The sequence below is a fragment of the Stanieria cyanosphaera PCC 7437 genome, assembly GCF_000317575.1.
GTDB lineage: Bacteria > Cyanobacteriota > Cyanobacteriia > Cyanobacteriales > Xenococcaceae > Stanieria > Stanieria cyanosphaera.
In genome coordinates this window covers 25,527-42,257 of record NC_019748.1, presented here as the reverse complement: position 1 = coordinate 42,257, position 16,731 = coordinate 25,527, and the positions used below count along the sequence as shown (strand labels likewise).

General features: G+C 34.9%; 16 protein-coding genes. 11 read left to right on the top strand and 5 right to left on the bottom strand.

The window, feature by feature from the left end:
• The first annotated feature begins 160 nt into the window (after window positions 1–160).
• Window positions 161–469 (top strand): RNA recognition motif domain-containing protein, encoded by a 309-nt coding sequence (locus STA7437_RS00200; RefSeq protein ID WP_015191338.1) that lies wholly within the window; start codon window positions 161–163, stop codon window positions 467–469.
• A gap of 460 nt (window positions 470–929) precedes the next feature.
• A complete protein-coding gene (locus STA7437_RS00190; RefSeq protein WP_015191337.1) occupies window positions 930–2,984 on the top strand; it encodes a GGDEF and EAL domain-containing protein in 2,055 nt (684 codons plus the stop codon).
• Window positions 2,985–3,062: 78 nt separating this feature from the next.
• Here the strand turns inward: STA7437_RS00190 and STA7437_RS00185 are convergent, their stop codons facing one another.
• Entirely contained in the window at window positions 3,063–3,398 is a 336-nt protein-coding gene (locus STA7437_RS00185) for a hypothetical protein (protein WP_015191336.1), read from the bottom strand.
• 229 nt (window positions 3,399–3,627) lie between these two features.
• On the opposite strand from STA7437_RS00185, the gene STA7437_RS00180 reads away from it, so the two are divergent.
• The 3 genes from STA7437_RS00180 to STA7437_RS27010 all read left to right on the top strand — a co-directional run bounded on the left by STA7437_RS00180 (window position 3,628) and on the right by STA7437_RS27010 (window position 5,668).
• On the top strand, window positions 3,628–4,917 hold the full coding sequence (locus STA7437_RS00180; protein ID WP_015191335.1) for a glycosyltransferase family protein: 1,290 nt from the start codon (window positions 3,628–3,630) through the stop codon (window positions 4,915–4,917).
• Window positions 4,918–5,023: 106 nt separating this feature from the next.
• Window positions 5,024–5,299: a DUF72 domain-containing protein gene (locus STA7437_RS27015; RefSeq protein WP_051036011.1), complete on the top strand. Its 276-nt coding sequence runs from the start codon at window positions 5,024–5,026 to the stop codon at window positions 5,297–5,299.
• Window positions 5,300–5,668: a DUF72 domain-containing protein gene (locus STA7437_RS27010; RefSeq protein ID WP_322785865.1), complete on the top strand. Its 369-nt coding sequence runs from the start codon at window positions 5,300–5,302 to the stop codon at window positions 5,666–5,668.
• 366 nt (window positions 5,669–6,034) lie between these two features.
• Here STA7437_RS27010 and STA7437_RS00170 read toward each other — a convergent pair whose 3' ends face one another.
• Window positions 6,035–6,553, bottom strand: a complete 519-nt coding sequence (locus STA7437_RS00170; RefSeq protein WP_015191334.1) for a phosphoribosyltransferase — start codon at window positions 6,551–6,553, stop codon at window positions 6,035–6,037.
• 34 nt (window positions 6,554–6,587) lie between these two features.
• On the opposite strand from STA7437_RS00170, the gene STA7437_RS00165 reads away from it, so the two are divergent.
• The 3 genes from STA7437_RS00165 (at window position 6,588) to STA7437_RS00155 (ending at window position 10,458) form a co-directional block, all read left to right on the top strand.
• Window positions 6,588–8,213: an MFS transporter gene (locus STA7437_RS00165; protein WP_015191333.1), complete on the top strand. Its 1,626-nt coding sequence runs from the start codon at window positions 6,588–6,590 to the stop codon at window positions 8,211–8,213.
• Window positions 8,214–8,305: 92 nt separating this feature from the next.
• The gene (locus tag STA7437_RS00160; RefSeq protein WP_015191332.1) at window positions 8,306–8,650 is read left to right on the top strand and encodes a hypothetical protein; all 345 of its coding nucleotides are present in this window, start codon (window positions 8,306–8,308) and stop codon (window positions 8,648–8,650) included.
• 389 nt (window positions 8,651–9,039) lie between these two features.
• The gene (locus tag STA7437_RS00155) at window positions 9,040–10,458 is read left to right on the top strand and encodes an aldehyde dehydrogenase family protein (RefSeq protein ID WP_015191331.1); all 1,419 of its coding nucleotides are present in this window, start codon (window positions 9,040–9,042) and stop codon (window positions 10,456–10,458) included.
• 237 nt (window positions 10,459–10,695) lie between these two features.
• Here the strand turns inward: STA7437_RS00155 and STA7437_RS27005 are convergent, their stop codons facing one another.
• A complete protein-coding gene (locus tag STA7437_RS27005) occupies window positions 10,696–11,007 on the bottom strand; it encodes a hypothetical protein (RefSeq protein ID WP_083856878.1) in 312 nt (103 codons plus the stop codon).
• Window positions 11,008–11,286: 279 nt separating this feature from the next.
• Between STA7437_RS27005 and STA7437_RS00150 the strand changes: the two genes are divergently transcribed.
• Window positions 11,287–12,063, top strand: coding sequence for an NYN domain-containing protein (locus STA7437_RS00150; RefSeq protein ID WP_071882358.1), 777 nt, complete (start codon window positions 11,287–11,289; stop codon window positions 12,061–12,063).
• 106 nt (window positions 12,064–12,169) lie between these two features.
• Here STA7437_RS00150 and STA7437_RS00145 read toward each other — a convergent pair whose 3' ends face one another.
• Window positions 12,170–13,306: an SAM-dependent methyltransferase gene (locus STA7437_RS00145; protein ID WP_015191329.1), complete on the bottom strand. Its 1,137-nt coding sequence runs from the start codon at window positions 13,304–13,306 to the stop codon at window positions 12,170–12,172.
• Between the two features lie 253 nt (window positions 13,307–13,559).
• On the opposite strand from STA7437_RS00145, the gene STA7437_RS00140 reads away from it, so the two are divergent.
• Complete coding sequence (locus STA7437_RS00140; RefSeq protein ID WP_015191328.1) at window positions 13,560–14,327, top strand: hypothetical protein; 768 nt, start codon at window positions 13,560–13,562, stop codon at window positions 14,325–14,327.
• A 1-nt stretch (window position 14,328) separates the two neighbouring features.
• Here the strand turns inward: STA7437_RS00140 and STA7437_RS00135 are convergent, their stop codons facing one another.
• Entirely contained in the window at window positions 14,329–15,141 is an 813-nt protein-coding gene (locus STA7437_RS00135; RefSeq protein WP_015191327.1) for a carbohydrate ABC transporter permease, read from the bottom strand.
• An 834-nt stretch (window positions 15,142–15,975) separates the two neighbouring features.
• On the opposite strand from STA7437_RS00135, the gene STA7437_RS00130 reads away from it, so the two are divergent.
• On the top strand, window positions 15,976–16,635 hold the full coding sequence (locus STA7437_RS00130; protein WP_015191326.1) for a hypothetical protein: 660 nt from the start codon (window positions 15,976–15,978) through the stop codon (window positions 16,633–16,635).
• Window positions 16,636–16,731 lie beyond the last annotated feature (96 nt).

Sequence of the window (16,731 nt, the reverse complement as noted above, 5' to 3'; positions counted from 1 at the left end):
TTCTTTAGTAAGCTCAAGCTGTGTTAACCTACTAGAAAAAGAGTTTTTTTTCGGTACAGCGTTTGTTTCAATTGGTTATGAGCTTTCTGCTATGGGTATTGGCAAGGTTGTTTCCGAACTCTATTAATCTGATAACTACTTCTGATTGAGGAGACAATCTATGTCAATTTATGTTGGTAATATTCCTTATGAGGTTACTCAAGAAGACCTCTCTAGTATTTTTGCTGAATATGGAACTGTGACAAGAGTTTATTTACCAGTAGATCGTGAAACTGGTCGGATGCGGGGTTTTGGTTTTGTCGAAATGTCAAACGAAACAGAAGAAGACCAAGCGATTGAAACTCTAGATGGTGCAGAGTGGATGGGCAGAGAATTACGAGTTAATAAAGCTCGTCCTAAAGAAAATAACAACAATCGTAATTATTCTGGTGGTAATCGTCGTAGTAATAATTTAGCTCGTAATTACTAAAACAAAGTTATTTACGATTTTGTTGAATAAGACTCAGGGATTTTACTTGAGTCTTGTTTCGTTTTTTAGCTAAATTTACAGAAAACTTTACAAGATTTTTATAGACGCTTTGATTAATTTTGGTTATTTTACTGAAAAAACAGTATTTATTAGGACAATTTTTGACAATAAAATTTGGTTTAAATAACATAAATAAGTGAAATTTCGGTTTGTATTAACTGGCAAAATTATTAAATTTGTAAAGGGGGTAAAGCTTAAGAAAAACTTAAAAAAATTAAATCAAAACAAAAATTAATAGGCTGTGACAGGGCGTAGAACACTTTTGCCCTTAAATACTTGAACCTAATCTAAATGCCAAAAAATCCTTGACTCAGTAAATAAAATTAAGCCATTGGTAGATTGCTTTTTTTGTGTTTGAGATGATTAAGCTTCCGTAATAAAAACAATAAGGTTAAGCTCAATGATGAAAGCGAATGAGATTAATAATTGGTTGCAGTCAGGGTTGTCTCAACAGTTAAATACCATAAAATTGTTTCAATTATTGCTTGAATATTCACCTCTGGCGATCGCGATACTTGATCGTCAAATGTGTTATCTAGCAGTGACTGAAAAATGGTTAAAAGATTATCAACTCGAACAGCAAAATTTGATTGGTTGTTCTCATTATGAAGTTTTTCCTGAAGTTTCTCAGTATTGGCAAGAAATTTATCAACGTTGTTTAGCGGGTGCTACAGAACAAAGAAGTGAAGATCTAATTGAACATAGTGATGGCAGAATTGATTGGTTGAAATGGGAAATTTCTCCTTGGTATGAAAATTCTGGAGAAGTCGGTGGGATTATTATTGTTACAGAATTAATTACTCAAGTTAGACAACTCGAAACTTTTTTTAATCTTGCTTCAGATTTATTATGCATCATTGGTATAGATGGCAATTTTAAGCAAATCAATCCCGCCATTACCAAAATCCTTGGTTATACTCAAACTGAATTAATCGGACAATCGTTTCTAAATTTAGTTCATCCCCAAGACCAAATTAAAACTCTGGAAGAATTAGCTAAATTAGTTACAGGTAAAGCCATTACACGCTGGAAAAATCGCTGTCTTTGTCAGGATGGTTATTATAAATATTTAGAGTGGCAAATTGCCTCAACTAATCAACTAGGATTAATTTATGCGATCGCTCGTGATGATTCTCAATCTCAGCAATTAAACGAACAACTTGCTTGGCAAACTACTCATGACTTACTCACAGGATTATACAATCGTCAGGGGTTAGAACAAAAAGTAATCGAAGCGATCGCTGATCATCAGCTTATTTCAAAACCAGCAGTTTTTTGTTATCTCGATTTAGACCGATTTAGATTGATTAACGATCTGTGCGGTCATGTCATGGGAGACAGAATTTTATGCCAGATTGCTAATATTTTAAAACAAAAGATTAATCGTCAAGATATTTTGGCTCGGATTGGTGGAGATGAGTTTGGTATCTTATTTGCTAATTCTTCTATAAAACAAGCAGAAATTATTGCCAATACTATTAGACAACTAATTGAAGAATTTCGCTTTCAATGGCAAAACAAAACTTTTACGATTGGAGCTAGTATTGGTATGGTTGCCATCGATGAAAATAGTCGTGATTTTAGCAATCTTTTGTGTTTGGCAGATACAGCTTGTCATGCAGCTAAACAAAAAGGACGCAATTGTATCAAAGTTTATCGTGCTGATGATGAAGAATTAAATCGACAAAGAGACGAAAGACAATGGATTTCCCATTTAATTAGTGCTTTAGAAGAAGATCGGTTTGTTTTATACAGTCAGAAAATTGTTTCCTTAAAAAATAACAACCTGAACCATTACGAAATTTTATTACGTCTGTTGGATGAAGAAGGTAATTTAATTTCCCCAATGGTATTTATGCCAGCAGCAGAAAATTATGACTTGATGCCAGCAATTGATCGCTGGGTAATTAAAAACTTTTTTCTCAATTATTCCGATCATTATCGAAGTCAAATCGCTGAAGAAATTTCTCCGACAATGTATACAATTAACTTATCAGGAGCAAGTTTAAATAGCGACCGCTTTTTGGAATTTTTAAAAGAACAACTAGCAACCTATCCCATTACACCACAAAATATCTGTTTTGAAATTACAGAAACTGTAGCAATTTCTAATCTTCACATAGTAGCTCAATTTATCCGCGAGTTAAAAGAATTAGGTTGTTTATTTGCCTTAGATGATTTCGGTAGTGGGATGAGTTCTCTAGCTTATCTCAAGAGTTTACCAGTAGATTACTTAAAAATAGACGGTAGTTTTGTCAAAAATATTGTTAACGATCCAATCGATTGCGCTACAGTAGAATGTTTCAGCAAAATTAGTAATGTTATGAATATTAAAACAATTGCTGAATTTGTTGAAAATCAACAGATTTTTACTAAATTACAAGAATTAGGTATTGACTACGCTCAAGGTTACGGTATTGGAAAACCATTACCTCTTTGTTTTGGAGATAATTAATTGTTAGTCTTAAATAAAGGACTAAAATAAAAAATACTTTAGTCCCAATTTTAATTATTGGTCAAAAAATCAAATTAATTAGGCGTTAGGTACAGTTTCTACTGCTGTCGCTCCCTCAACACCGTTAGCAACTTGTTTTGCTTGGTTTAAAACATCTTTGGCATCTTCATTGTATTTTAAAATCACTGTACTTCCTCGTTGTGCAACCCACAAACCTACAGTATCTGAAATATTGGCATCATCTAACGCTTTAGCTACCCGCTTTGCCAAACCACTTTCATCAAAGTTGCCATCAAGTCCAACTTTTTCAGGTGGAATAGAATTCTCTTTAGCTTTTGTTTTTACAGAGAGATTGGGTGCTGCTGCTGCTTTTTCTTCTTCTTTTTTGCCAAATAGCTTACTTAAAAATCCCATTGCCTTTTTCAACCTATGTAAGGAAACGATCAACATTAAACTCTAGAAGACCAAAGTTCAACATCTACTGTTAGTCTAATTTATCAAATTTTGTTAGAACAAAAATGTTTAAGCTGATTTTTATTCTAATTCTAAAAATCTTACTGTGAAGATTCTGTATATTAGTAAACTTCTATTGTTGACGTTTTATTAGATAATTCAATATATAATTAAAACTTTTAGAATTGCTATGGACTATAAACAGGAATTAATTACAACCATTCATGATTTTGGTTGTGACTTGGATTTTCTAGAAGAGCAATTAGTTAAATTGAGTGAAGATTCTCCTACCGCAGTTTTGATTCCTGCTTTATACGAAGAGTTAGAAAGACCGGCTATTTTTGGTATTCGCGAACATCTTAAAACTTGCGCGTTTGTTAAAACTGTTGTTGTTTGTGTTTATGCTGATACCCAAGCACAATATACTAAAGCAGTACAATTCTTTTCAGAATTACCACAACAAACTTTTGTAATTTGGGAAAATGGTACAAGAGTTACTCAAATTCTCGAACATCTTAATGATCGCGGTTTAAGTATTCTCAATTTTAAAGGCAAAGGTCGGGCGGTTTGGTTAGGTTTAGGAATTGCATCTTTGCAAGCAAGTGCGATCGCTCTTCATGATGCAGATATTGTTACTTATAATCGTTCTTATCCCCTTAAGCTACTATTTCCTTTGTTAGAGAAGGAATTTGGCATTGCTTTTAATAAAGCCTATTATGCTCGTCTAGGCGATTCTCCTCGCAATCTAAATGGTCGTGTAGCTCGTTTATTTGTTACTCCTCTACTCACTGCTTTAACTGAATTGTTTGGTTATCGTCAGTATTTGCGTTATTTAAGTGCCTATCGTTATCCTCTCTCTGGTGAATTTGCCTTAACGAGTGATCTCGCCCTCAATATTCGTATTCCTGGTAATTGGGGTTTAGAAATTGGTTTGTTAGCTGAAGTTTATCGCAGTCTTGCTGAAAAAAGAATTGCTCAGATCGATCTTGGTATTTTTGATCATAAACATCAAGTCATTGGTAACTCTTCCCAAGAAGGATTACAAAAAATGTGTCGGGACATTCTGCGTTCTTTATTGCGAACTTTAACAGAAACCGAACAAGTTGTGATTGGTCGCGATCATATTCATGCTTTACGAGTAAAATTCCGTCGTGAAGCTCAAGATTATACCCGCCAATACTTTGTTGATGCTCGTTTTAATAATTTACAATACGACCGCCATCAAGAAGAAGTAATTACGGAAATGTTTGAAAAAGTAATTATCGATGCTGGAGAATTATATTTTTCCGACCCCGCAGGAGCGCAAATTCCAGACTGGACAAGAGCTTTAGCGGTTGTACCAGACCTTAGAGAACAGTTACGGGATGCGGTAATGAAAGATATGGGTGAAGTTCATGCGATCGCTTGTCCCAGGATAGAACCGATCATCGTTCCACCTGTACCTGTCTTTGGTAACAATGGTACAGTAGCTGCTCAATAAATTAACTAAAACATTGATAAATTTTTATCTTGGTTGTGCGGTATGGTGAGGGGTCGTCCCCTGCGTTCAACGCAGGGGCTTGTGAACCCCGTCTTATCAGGGTTGGGTGGGTAATTTTTATCCTTCCCAAACCAGTGCTTCAGATTTTTTGCGTTTGTATAGTGAACGTTTTACCGCAGTTGAAGCTAATATTACTTTCTACGCTATTCCTAATTTAGCAACTATACAACGGTGGCGCGAACAAACTCCTGCCTCTTTTCGGTTTTGTCCTAAGTTTCCCAAAAGCATCACCCATCAAGGTTTACTTACTCCGCTTATTCCAGCAGCAACCGATTTTCTGGCAACTATAGCGCAAGACTTAATAAGTTACTTACTCAATTAAATTTTACTAGAGTTTTATTTAGATACTCGTCCGATTTATAACTCTCCTGATGATCCTCAACTCAATTCTTTACGCCGTAAACCCAAACTTCCTTTGCAACCAACCCTAACTAATGATGTGAGTTTAATTCGCTTTATCTCTCATCCTCAAAGTCAATACAATCAACTTTATTTAGCAGAATGGGTTACTCGTCTGAGTCATTGGTTACCTCAAGGCACACAAATCTATTTTTTTGTTCACTGTCCTTCAGAAGAGCGATCGCCTGAAATGGCTCGTTCTTTTGATCATCTTTTACGAAAACAACTACCAATTCCAACCTCACCTTGGCAACAATTGCAACTACTACCCACTCAACTTGAGCTATTTTAACCCTGCCAAACCGCCTAATTTCGATGTATTTAACAAAAATTAACAAAACCTCCGACTACGTACGTACAAGGTTTAAACTAGCGGAGGTTTACCTAAAAAGAATCTAAAAATATGGTAAAAACAGTATTTCCTTTTACAATGTAATACAAGAGAGAGGTTAGGCAGAAAGCCAATCAACTCTTGTTTTCACGACACAATTGATATAATAATATTGTTTCACAGTTCTATTCGGTCTCGGGGGTATTGTTGCCAGCAATACCTCTTTTATTATTTATTAGAATAAAGATAAACAGTTAAATCTGTCTTCCGTAAATATACTCATCTTATTCAGTGTTTACGATGATTATTAAGATTAATTGAATTAAATCAAACGATTTTGTTATGTATAGTAGTGAGTTCGGCTAGAGAAAGCTGTTCATAACGTTCAAAAGGCTGATGAATCCAAGGATTGTCTTGTAAATAATCAACATAATAATCTGGAGTAGCAATCGAGCAACTTTTGTACCAAATCACTGCGCTACGTATTTCTACAATATTTGGCTCATAATTTTTTTGTAACCACTTAATTGATTCTTGCAAAGAAACACCTGAATCTACCAAATCATCCACTAATAAAATGCGATCGCCTAATTGGGAATTAATACTAGCAAGGTGTTGAGAAAAAGTTATTTTTCCTCTAGTGCGATTATCTTTTCCTGTATAAGAAGAAGTAAAGAGAATAGCTAACGGTTGCCGATAAAGACGACAAAGCAAATCTCCAACTCGTAGTCCTCCTTTAGCAAGACAAACAATTTGATTAAATTCCCAACCTGATTGATAAATTTTGACTGCCAAAGCTTCAATTTTTTGGTGATATTCTGACCAAGAAACGTATAGATCTGTCATAACAGTAGCAACTTCAGTAATTAATCAGGACTCAATGGATCGAGAAAAGTTAAATTTTACTACTAAACTTGCTTATGGTGCAGGAGATATGGGTCCTGCAATCACGGCAAATATTTTAGTATTTTTCTTGTTATATTTCTTTACTAATGTAGCGGGTTTACCTGCGGGTATGGCGGGAAGTATTTTGGCAATTGGGAAAGTTGCAGATGCGATTAACGACCCGATTACAGGCATTTTAAGCGATCGCACTAGAACTCGTTGGGGTCGTCGTCTGCCTTGGATGTTAGCAGGAATCATTCCTTTTGGGATTTTCTTTTTTTTGCAATGGATTGTGCCTCAATTTGATCCCAATCCCGAAATTAATCATCGATGGTTGTATGTTTATTATGTCGCGATCGCAATTTTATTTAATTTGGCATATACGGCAGTAAATTTACCTTATACTGCGTTGACTCCAGAGTTAACTCAAGATTATAACGAGCGGACAGATTTAAGTAGTTTTCGCTTTGCTTTTTCAATTGGGGGTAGTATTCTGTCTTTAATTCTGGCAACCGTTATTTTTCAAGCTTATCCTGATAATCCTGTTCAGCAATATTGGTTGTTGGGTTTAGTTAGTACAGCTTTATCAGTGATTGCTTTATTTTGGTGTACTTTAGGAATTCAAGAAAGAGGTGCCAATCCGATCCTGAATCAACCACAAAAAAAGATAGTTGGGATAATTGTAACGGTAATAGCTGGGATAGTGATTGTTTATGGCTTGGCTAATCTTCAATCAATTTTTGACGCAATGGTTGCAATCATAATCGGATTAGAACTTGCCGTGTTTGGGATTAACTTAATTTTGAGCAAGACAGAAACTCATTTGTCTGATTCCCAAGCAGTTTCTGAGCGTATTGCCGAAGATCAAAGTGCTAATCTCCCTATTTTAGAACAGTTAAGAATTGCCTTTACCAACAAACCCTTTCTCTACATCATTGGCATTTATTTATGTTCCTGGTTAGCAGTACAATTAACTGCTTCGATCTTGATTTATTTTGTCGTCAGTTGGATGGGTTTAACAGAAGCTGCCTTTCCCCTAGTTGCGATCGCAGTTCAAGGGACTGCTTTGATTATGCTCTTCTTTTGGAAATATGTCAGCGAGAAAGTAGGCAAAAAAACAGTTTATTTTTTAGGTAGTGGTATCTGGATTATCGCTCAAGCAGGTTTATTTTTAATTCAACCAGGTCAAATCGGTTTAATGTATCTGTTAGCCATTATGGCTGGTTGTGGTGTCTCGGTAGCCTATTTAATTCCTTGGTCAATGATTCCCGATGTAATTGAACTAGATGAACTCAATACTGGTCAACGTCGTGAAGGGATTTTTTATAGCTTTATGGTACTGTTGCAAAAATTTGGTCTGGCTTTAGCATTATTGTTAGTTGGTCAAGCTTTAGACTTGGCTGGATTTATCGAAAGACCACCAGGCGGAGAAATTCCCGTTCAACCAGAAAGTGCTTTACTGGCGATCCGTATTGCAGTTGGTCCCTTACCTACTATTGCTTTAGTGTTTGGTGTAATTTTGGCTTATTTTTATCCCATTACCAAAGAAGTTCACGACGAGATTCGTCTCAATTTACAAGCGAGAAAACAAACTTCAGAAAATATGAGAGAGGAAACTTAAAAATAATTTTAGTTGCATAAAAAAATAGACCTCAACGTAATTAGAGAGTGAAGAGAAAAATAAATCAAATCAAACTTCAGAGGTCTAGAAAAATGAAAAAATCCGCTTTAATCATCTCCACTCTCGCTTTAGCTCTTTCTCCCGTCGCTGTATTTGCCCAACAAGTTCAAACTAATGTTCAAGCAGGTTCTAACACTGCTGTTAGTGTAGGTGCAGGTAATGTTACTAATCAAAACGTTGTCAATAATGCCAATCAAACTCAATTTAGTTTAGATGGTTATGGTTTAGAGCCTCAAATTCAACACAATGTTCAAGCTGGTCAAAACCAATCTTTTACTAGTGGAATTGGTAACGTGACGAACCAAGGTGTTTTCAACAATGCTAATCAAACTCAAGTTGATTTAGATGGTTATGGAATTCCTGCTTATCCTTACTAATAATACTAATAATAATTAAGCTTTCTTCTATATTTAAGCACAGGGGCATCAATGCCCCTTTTTAGTTATAAAGCATCGCAGTAAGGTTAGCAAATCTTTTAAACTGAAACGTTCTTTTCTCTCTAATCTTTGTTCATCTTTGCCTTAGCGCGATCGCAATTGAAGATTTTCTGAACAACGAGCCAAAAAATTTAGCACAAGGATTAGCTCTGACTGCTTCAAAAACATAAAAGATAGAGATAAACTAAAAGAAAATAGTTTTTCTTTTCCAGTAAATCCAATTGATGTTTTTCTCTTTGCCGAACAAAATATTGGAGTAAATAGAGAAATTTTTAGACAAAGACTAGCTTATTTCAACATTATTTATTGATTAATAATTATAATAGTTAATGAATAAATCAATACAAGTTCGTAATCCTCGAACTGGAAAACTTGATTATGAAATTGTTCCACCATCTAATAATTTGCTGGAACAGAAATGTTTGCATTTGCGTCAAGGACAAATTCAATGGCAGCAAATTGGTGTTGAAGGTCGGATTGAAGCTTTACAGCAATGGAAACAAGCCATATTATCTCAGCGGACGAACCTTACTGAAACTTTAATAAATGACACGGGAAGATTGTCAATTTCGGTTTTAGAAATTAATTCGTTTCTCTCAGGAATTGATCGCTGGTGTAGATTAGCTCCAGAATTATTACAAGAATCTGAAAAAGCTACCACAATTCCCTTTATTCATCTAAAGCAAACCTTAGTTCCTTATCCTCTAGTTGGGGTAATTAGCCCTTGGAATTTTCCCCTCTTACTGTCTACCATCGATACCATTCCTGCATTAATAGCTGGTTGTGCAGTTATCGTCAAACCTAGTGAGATTACTTCTCGTTTTGTAAAACCTCTGATGACAGCAATAAATGCAGTCCCTGATTTACGCGATGTCTTAACTTTTGTTGAGGGGGGAGGCGAAACTGGAGCGACTTTAATCGAATATGTAGATTTAGTTTGCTTTACAGGTAGTATAGCAACAGGACGCAAAGTCGCAGAAGCAGCAGCTAAACGCTTTATTCCAGCTTTTTTAGAATTAGGAGGCAAAGATCCCGCAATCGTACTGTCATCCGCTAATTTAGAGTTAGCCACATCAGCAATTTTGTGGGGTTCGGTAGTTAATACAGGGCAGTCATGTCTTTCAATCGAACGGATTTACGTTGCTGAATCTATTTTTGAAGAGTTTGTAGATAAGCTAGTTACCAAAGCGGAACGTTTAAAATTAGCTTATCCTACAATTGAAAGCGGAGAAATTGGTCCCATTATTGCCGAGAGACAAGCAGCTATTATCATCGAACATTTACAAGATGCGTGCGAAAAAGGGGCTATTATTCGTTGTGGCGGTCAAGTAGAAAAAAAGGGTGGTGGATGGTGGTGTACTCCGACAGTGCTGACTCAAGTCAATCATTCTATGAAAGTGATGAGTCTAGAAACATTTGCTCCGATTATGCCTGTAATGGCTTTCTCTACTGTAAAAGAAGCAATTCACTTGGCAAACGATACAATTTACGGATTGAGTGCAGCAATCTTTGCAGGCGAAGAATCAGAAGCGTTAGAAATTGCCAAACAGATAGATGCTGGTGCCATTTCGATTAATGATGCAGCACTTACTGGTTTAATCTATGAAGGAGAAAAAAATTCTTTCAAATACTCTGGTTTAGGTGGTTCACGGATGGGTTCGGCAGGATTAATGCGGTTTCTGCGGAAAAAAGCTTTTTTGGTAAAGACAAATTCCGTTCCCGATCCTTGGTGGTTTGAGTGTCAATAAAAGACAAGAAGTGAATTAACTTAATTAAATTAAGTAACCTGAGTTCGGGTTAAATAAACTTATTTTCCTTAATAAAAAAATGACCAATCACTGCCAAGGTATCGTTAGGCAGATTTCGGTCATAGAGGTCTAGAGTTAAATCTTAAAACTTTTTAGACCTGAGTGGAAAAATTAATAACTATAATCGGGGCAATTAATGCCGGTAAATTCATTTTAAAAGAAAGCTAGATTTAATTCTTAGTAGGGAAGATAATCAAAGTCAGATTGTAATTGATCAGCACTGTTGTAAACACCTTGGTTAGTTACATTGCCGATACCTGAAGTAGCACTTTGGTTTTGTCCAGCTTGTACCGATTGTTGGATTTGAGGATCGATACTGTAACCATCTAAACCTAATTGAGTTTGAGTTAAATCGTTAGAAACAGCTTGGTTAGTAACATTCCCAATGCCATGGGTAACAGCAGCATTAGAACCAGCTTGAACATTACTTTGTGCTTGCCCGGCAAATGCAGCTACGGGAGAGAGAGTTAAAGCGAGAGTGGAGATGATTAAAGCGTATTTTTCATTGTTCTAGACCTCTAAAAGAATTTTGTTTGTTTTTGTTGTTGTTTGTCTTCACTCTCTAGTTACGTTGAGGTCTATTTTTTTATGCAAGTTCAAGCGCGATCGCTTTTCCTCTTTTTTCCTCCTTTGATTGTTGGTGTTCACTAGATCGCTTGCGATGCTTTGCACCTTAATGGAACAAAAACCAGTTTGCTGCCGTATATTAGTTATTGATTGGCAATGCGACCGCGATCTTTAGGTACTTTGTGGTCAAATCAAATTTTTATGAATAGATTATTTGTGGCAATTTATATCGATCTTGAAAACATACCGTGTAGTAAATTTCAATTGAAAGCTTTAATCAAACAGTTAGAGTTAGAGTCCAATCAAGGGAATCATTCTGCTATCAAACCAGTTTTTTCAATTAAAAGAGCTTACGGCTTATTAGATTCTGTTAATACAGATTTTAAAAAACAACTGTCAGAACTTGGATTTTACATGATTCATACGATTCGCATTGGAGAAAAAAAGAATAGAGCCGATCTTTTTATCAGCATTGATGCTTTCGAGTCTCTTTATTTAAATAATCCTAATATCAATCGCTATATATTTTTAACCAGTGATTCTGATTTTACTGTGATTGGAGAAAAGCTGAGAACTTATGGCAAAGATGTTTGGCTGGTATGTAGAAAGCAGGATCGAGAGCGAGCAATCTTATCAAACGCATTCGATAAATTGCTTTACTTAGAAGACTATTATGAATCCGAACAAAATTCTCTTCAAAAGATAAATAAAAGTGACCAACAAGAAAATGATGAACTTGCGAAAAAAGCTTTTATCGAAGTGCTTAATACAATCGATCCAGATAAACTTCCTTGTAATATCTCAGTCATTCACGATCGCATGAAACTATCAGATCCTGGACTTGATATGAGGAATACAAGCTTTAAAAGCTTTAAAACTCTAGTCAATTTTTTTGAGGGACAAAAAATGATCGAAACACAGCCTGGAGAAGCCAATAAACCTTGGTTGCTGGTTGCTATTCCTAGAGAAGAAATCTGATAGCGGAAATCTTAATCAGGTTGATACAACGGGAGCTTTAGCTGGCTTGATATAAATTGCCAAAAACATCAAAAGATCATTCGTCAAATCAAGCAAGTAGAGTATTTTATACTTGAGTCATTAAATACTGAGCATTACCTAAGATTTCACCATTACAAGCTTCAAAATAAGCAATACACCAAATTAGATAAAGTCTCCAAATACGTCGAAACTTAGCATAATCCATCCCAAAATTTAAAGTTTTGATTTTTTCCTGATGAGCATCAAAATTCGTTAACCAACTGCTTAAGGTTTTAGCGTAATTAGAGCCGTTGATATACCATCTATCAATTGTTTTTAAATCGCGATCGCTTTTGAGAGTGGCATCGAAATTCCAAATTCGCATATTGGGGAAAATGTATTTATTTAAAAAAGGACAATAGGCATTATGAGGAAAACGAATCGAGATAATATGCAAAAATACTTTGCCATTTTCTTTTAATAAAGAAGCCATTTTTTGGAAAGATTGAGTTAAATTTCCGACGTGTTCAAAAAATCCGATTGTAATAATTTTGTCGAATTTATTTTCAAGCTGAACCTGATTAAAATCTGCTTCCAATAACTTAAATCGACCTGAACTTAAATAACTATTTCGGTCTTGCATTTTTTGACGCATATATTTACATTGTTCGCTACTTAAATTAAGACCAGTTACTGTAGCATTAGGAAATTTAGACAAAATATAGTTAGCAGCACTTCCCCATCCACATCCTAAGTCTAAAATTTCGTCTCCATCTTGAATGCCCAATTTGGTAATTAAATCTTCTAACATCTGCATTTGAGCTTGTTCTAAATTAAGTGCGCCTTTTTCCCATAATGCCATGCTGTATTTAGGATAAATTAATTCTCCTTCTCCTAACATGAGTTTGAACATTTCTGTCGGCAGATTATACTGAATTTTCATCAACTTTTGCGAACCTTCTGCTAGTTGATTGCTTTCTCGGATTACCCAATCGTAAGCAACTAAAAAAGAAGGAAATTTGGTATATAAAATTGGGATAAAAGTATCCAAAATAGATTTTACTGTCGAGTCAGGAATTTCTAGCCCGTTAATATAACTCTCTGCCAATGCCATTTGCAAAGAATTTATCACTCTAACCATTGAATTAGTTAACTTGTTAGTCAAATAACTTGTACGCTTAATGTTTTTTCCTACAGAAACATTTTGATGTAATTTACTATTTAAATTGGTAAGAGAATTCATCAGAACCTCCTAGTTTTAATTTAATACAAAAACTCTTTTATGAATAAGTAATACTCATCTTTCAAAAAAATTCTTATTTTAGCGTCGTGTAGGTATATTTGCCTTAAATTTTTGATTTAACTGCGAGATAAAACCAGAAAGAAATAAAAAAAATTAATTTTATTTTGTAGTCAATTTATCTATAACAAAATTATAGTTAAATCCTTAAAAAGCTCGACAGTTAAATGATTAAAAAAATCTAAAAGAAAAAATAATGAATGCACTTACGATAGTTGCCTTAGTAACTTTCAGCCTAGAAATTACTCTCATTCTATGTTTGACATTCGTGCCAAATTTAGGTTTATTCGGTAAAAATTTGATCGAAGCTATTACGAAAGCACCAGGACTGGACTTGCTTGTTTCACTAATGCTGTGGATACCTTGGTTGATTGGTGCTTTATGGGGCGGAATATGGGGAATCATGACTGCTGTAGCAGTTCAAATTGCAACGATGCAACTGTGGATTTTTGTTCATGAACTAGTTCATCGCAATGTTGTTAGAGGACCTCGAATAGTTAGCTTTCTCAATCAGCAAATTGGTTGGTGGCGCAATCACATTGCCTTGTGGTCAACAATTATCGTTGTACCAGCATTTTGTTTGATTCGTCTTGCTCAGGTTACTGTATATCCCATTTTGATTTGGGCATTAGGATTTCCTAACTACAAACATAGTGATTGGATTAACGTCAGCCGTCATAAATTTCAAGGATTAGTAGGACATGACCTAATTTGGTGTCTTTATTGCGACTGGATGACGGGAGTATACGCTTTGGGAGCGGAAATGTTGCGAAATGTAGAATCTTTTTGGTGTCCGATTCGTTTTTACAGTGACAAAAAATGTGAAAATTGTCAACGCGAATTTCCTGATCTTAATGATTGGGTAGCTGTAAATGGTGATATGCAAGATGTAGAACAACTACTTCAAAACAAATACAGCGATCGCGTCCGCTCCTGGTTTGGGCATCCTGATAGAAAACAATAGTTTAATTTTTAATCCCCGTTGTACCAATCCCTTGAATAAATTGACGCTGACCAAGTAAAAATAATAAGATTACTGGAATAGTTGCAATTACTACTGCTGCCATTAACAATGGCCAACTGTTGGTAAACTCTTCTTGAAATTCGGCTAAAGCTAATTGCACTGTTCTTAATTCTGGACGAGTAGTAAATACTAAAGGCTTGAATAAATCATTCCACTCGCCAATAAAAGTAAATAAAAAAAGTGTTACCAAAGCAGGACGAGATAAAGGTAACATAATTTTTGTTAAGATTTGCCAGCGATTTGCTCCATCTAGCATGGCTGCTTCTTCTAATTCTACAGGAATGGTTACAAAATATTGTCGCATTAAAAAAATACCAAAACCATTTGCAGCAGTTGGTAAAATTAATGCCCAATAAGTATTAATCAAATGTCCCCACTTTAAGACGACAAAGATGGGAATTACTAATAATTGAAAAGGAATAACTAAAGTAGCTAAAATTAATAATAAAATTGCCTCTTTTCCTTTAAACTTTAATCTTGCCAACGCATAACCAGCTAAAGCAGAAGTAAAAATTTGCCCCGCAGTGACCGCTAAAGCCACAATAGTTGAATTAGTAAAAGCTAATAAAAATTTACCTCGTTGCCAAGCTTCTTGATAATTAGTCCAAGTATAAGTAGTAGAAGCTGTTCCTGGAATTACGTCAGAGGATGCCAAGGAAGTTATTAAGACTATACCTAAAGGCAATAAAACTATAATTGCGCCGAGAATTAATAGCAGTAAAATTAATAGTTTGTGCCAAGAATATATTTGCAATTTTTGATTACCCTTTTATTTATGACAATTTATCCTAAATCCTGTTTATATACAATCCTTAAACCCAAGATCAAGCGCATCGAGGCAGGAAGATGGAGACAGAAGTATTGATTCCTAATTAAAGCCTTTAACTACGGTAATCGAATTTCGTATTGAATGCAATTAGCTCAATTTATCATGCAATAAAACAATTTTTTATTCACGCACAATCCGAATTAAGAAACTGACCTGCTTGATAGGTTTATTTTATCTTGCTAAAGTATAAAAATTTCTAAAGACAGCAATTTACTCAAATTTACAAAGATTTTAAAAAAAAATTGTTAAGAGTTTGTTGTGTAGTTTAATTAATTTTACTTTTAGTAGATAAAAACAATCTATTAATTGAGATAAAAAGGAATTGCAATACTTTTTTATTTAATTTAAATTATCGGGATCACTATTAATGTTTATTGTTTTATAACAAATAATTAACCTCAGTAAGTCAAAAAAAATAGTGTTTAAAAACCCTTTTACTTAAATAGTTAAATTAAATTAATTCAAGCAAGTCGTCTAAATGAAGCTATTTTTTGTCGATATACAATACTAAAAAAGGAAATTTAGTTACTCGATTTTTTGGAATTTTTTGTTAACAGTTGGCTATTTTAAGGTTGAAAAAGCTAATGAGCTAGAAGATACAGCTTATTTTGCTTTATTTTCATAAAACTAAACCAATTTATGGATATTTTTATGTCGTTTGATAGAGATATGAAAACCTCAATATCTATAAAATTATCGATCATTACTTGATTAAATTACAAAAAATTAACCTAACTAAAAAAAGAGAGCAAAATAATTATGTCTTATGCAGAACCTTTAGAAAATCGTGTAGTTGAACCTACTATTGCTACAGTAGTTAATGATCGCGACCGCGTTAGATGGGGGCCGATTTTTGCTGGAATTGTTGTTGCGATCGCAACACAACTGATTTTAAGTGCTTTAGGTGTAGCAATTGGTTTGTCAGCTAGAGCGGAAGGAAGCGATCCTAATTCAGTTGGTTGGGGTGTTGGTATTTGGTCGATTATTAGCTTGTTAATTGCCCTATTCTTAGGAAGTTGGGTAGCTGCCAATACCTGTAGTCCCATGAATAGCAAAACTGCCCTTTTACATGGGTTGATTCTGTGGGCAACAACTTTAGCTATTAGTGCTTGGTTACTTGCTAGCGGGGTTTCAGGTGCTTTTGGTGTCTTAGCTTCTAATGCTGGTGAACTATTAAACCAAGTTCAACAACCAGGCGGAGTCGATATTCCTAATCAACCTCCAAATATTTCTCCTAATCAAGCTCGTGAGCTTGCTGGTTATTCCGCAAGAGCAGCTTGGTCATTTATTATCGGTTCTTTACTTGGTTTAGCTGCTTCTTTAATTGGAGCTTCTGTAGGAGCAAGAAAATCTAGAACAGTGCGTACTACTACTGTACCTCCTCACCGACCAGATAATCCAGTCGGAATGGGAAGATAATTAGCAAGAAAACTCTCACTTAAAAGATCAAGACTAGGTGCAATTGTTTAATTGCACCTCAATATTTTTATTTGTTTCTGTTTAGATTTATGAAGA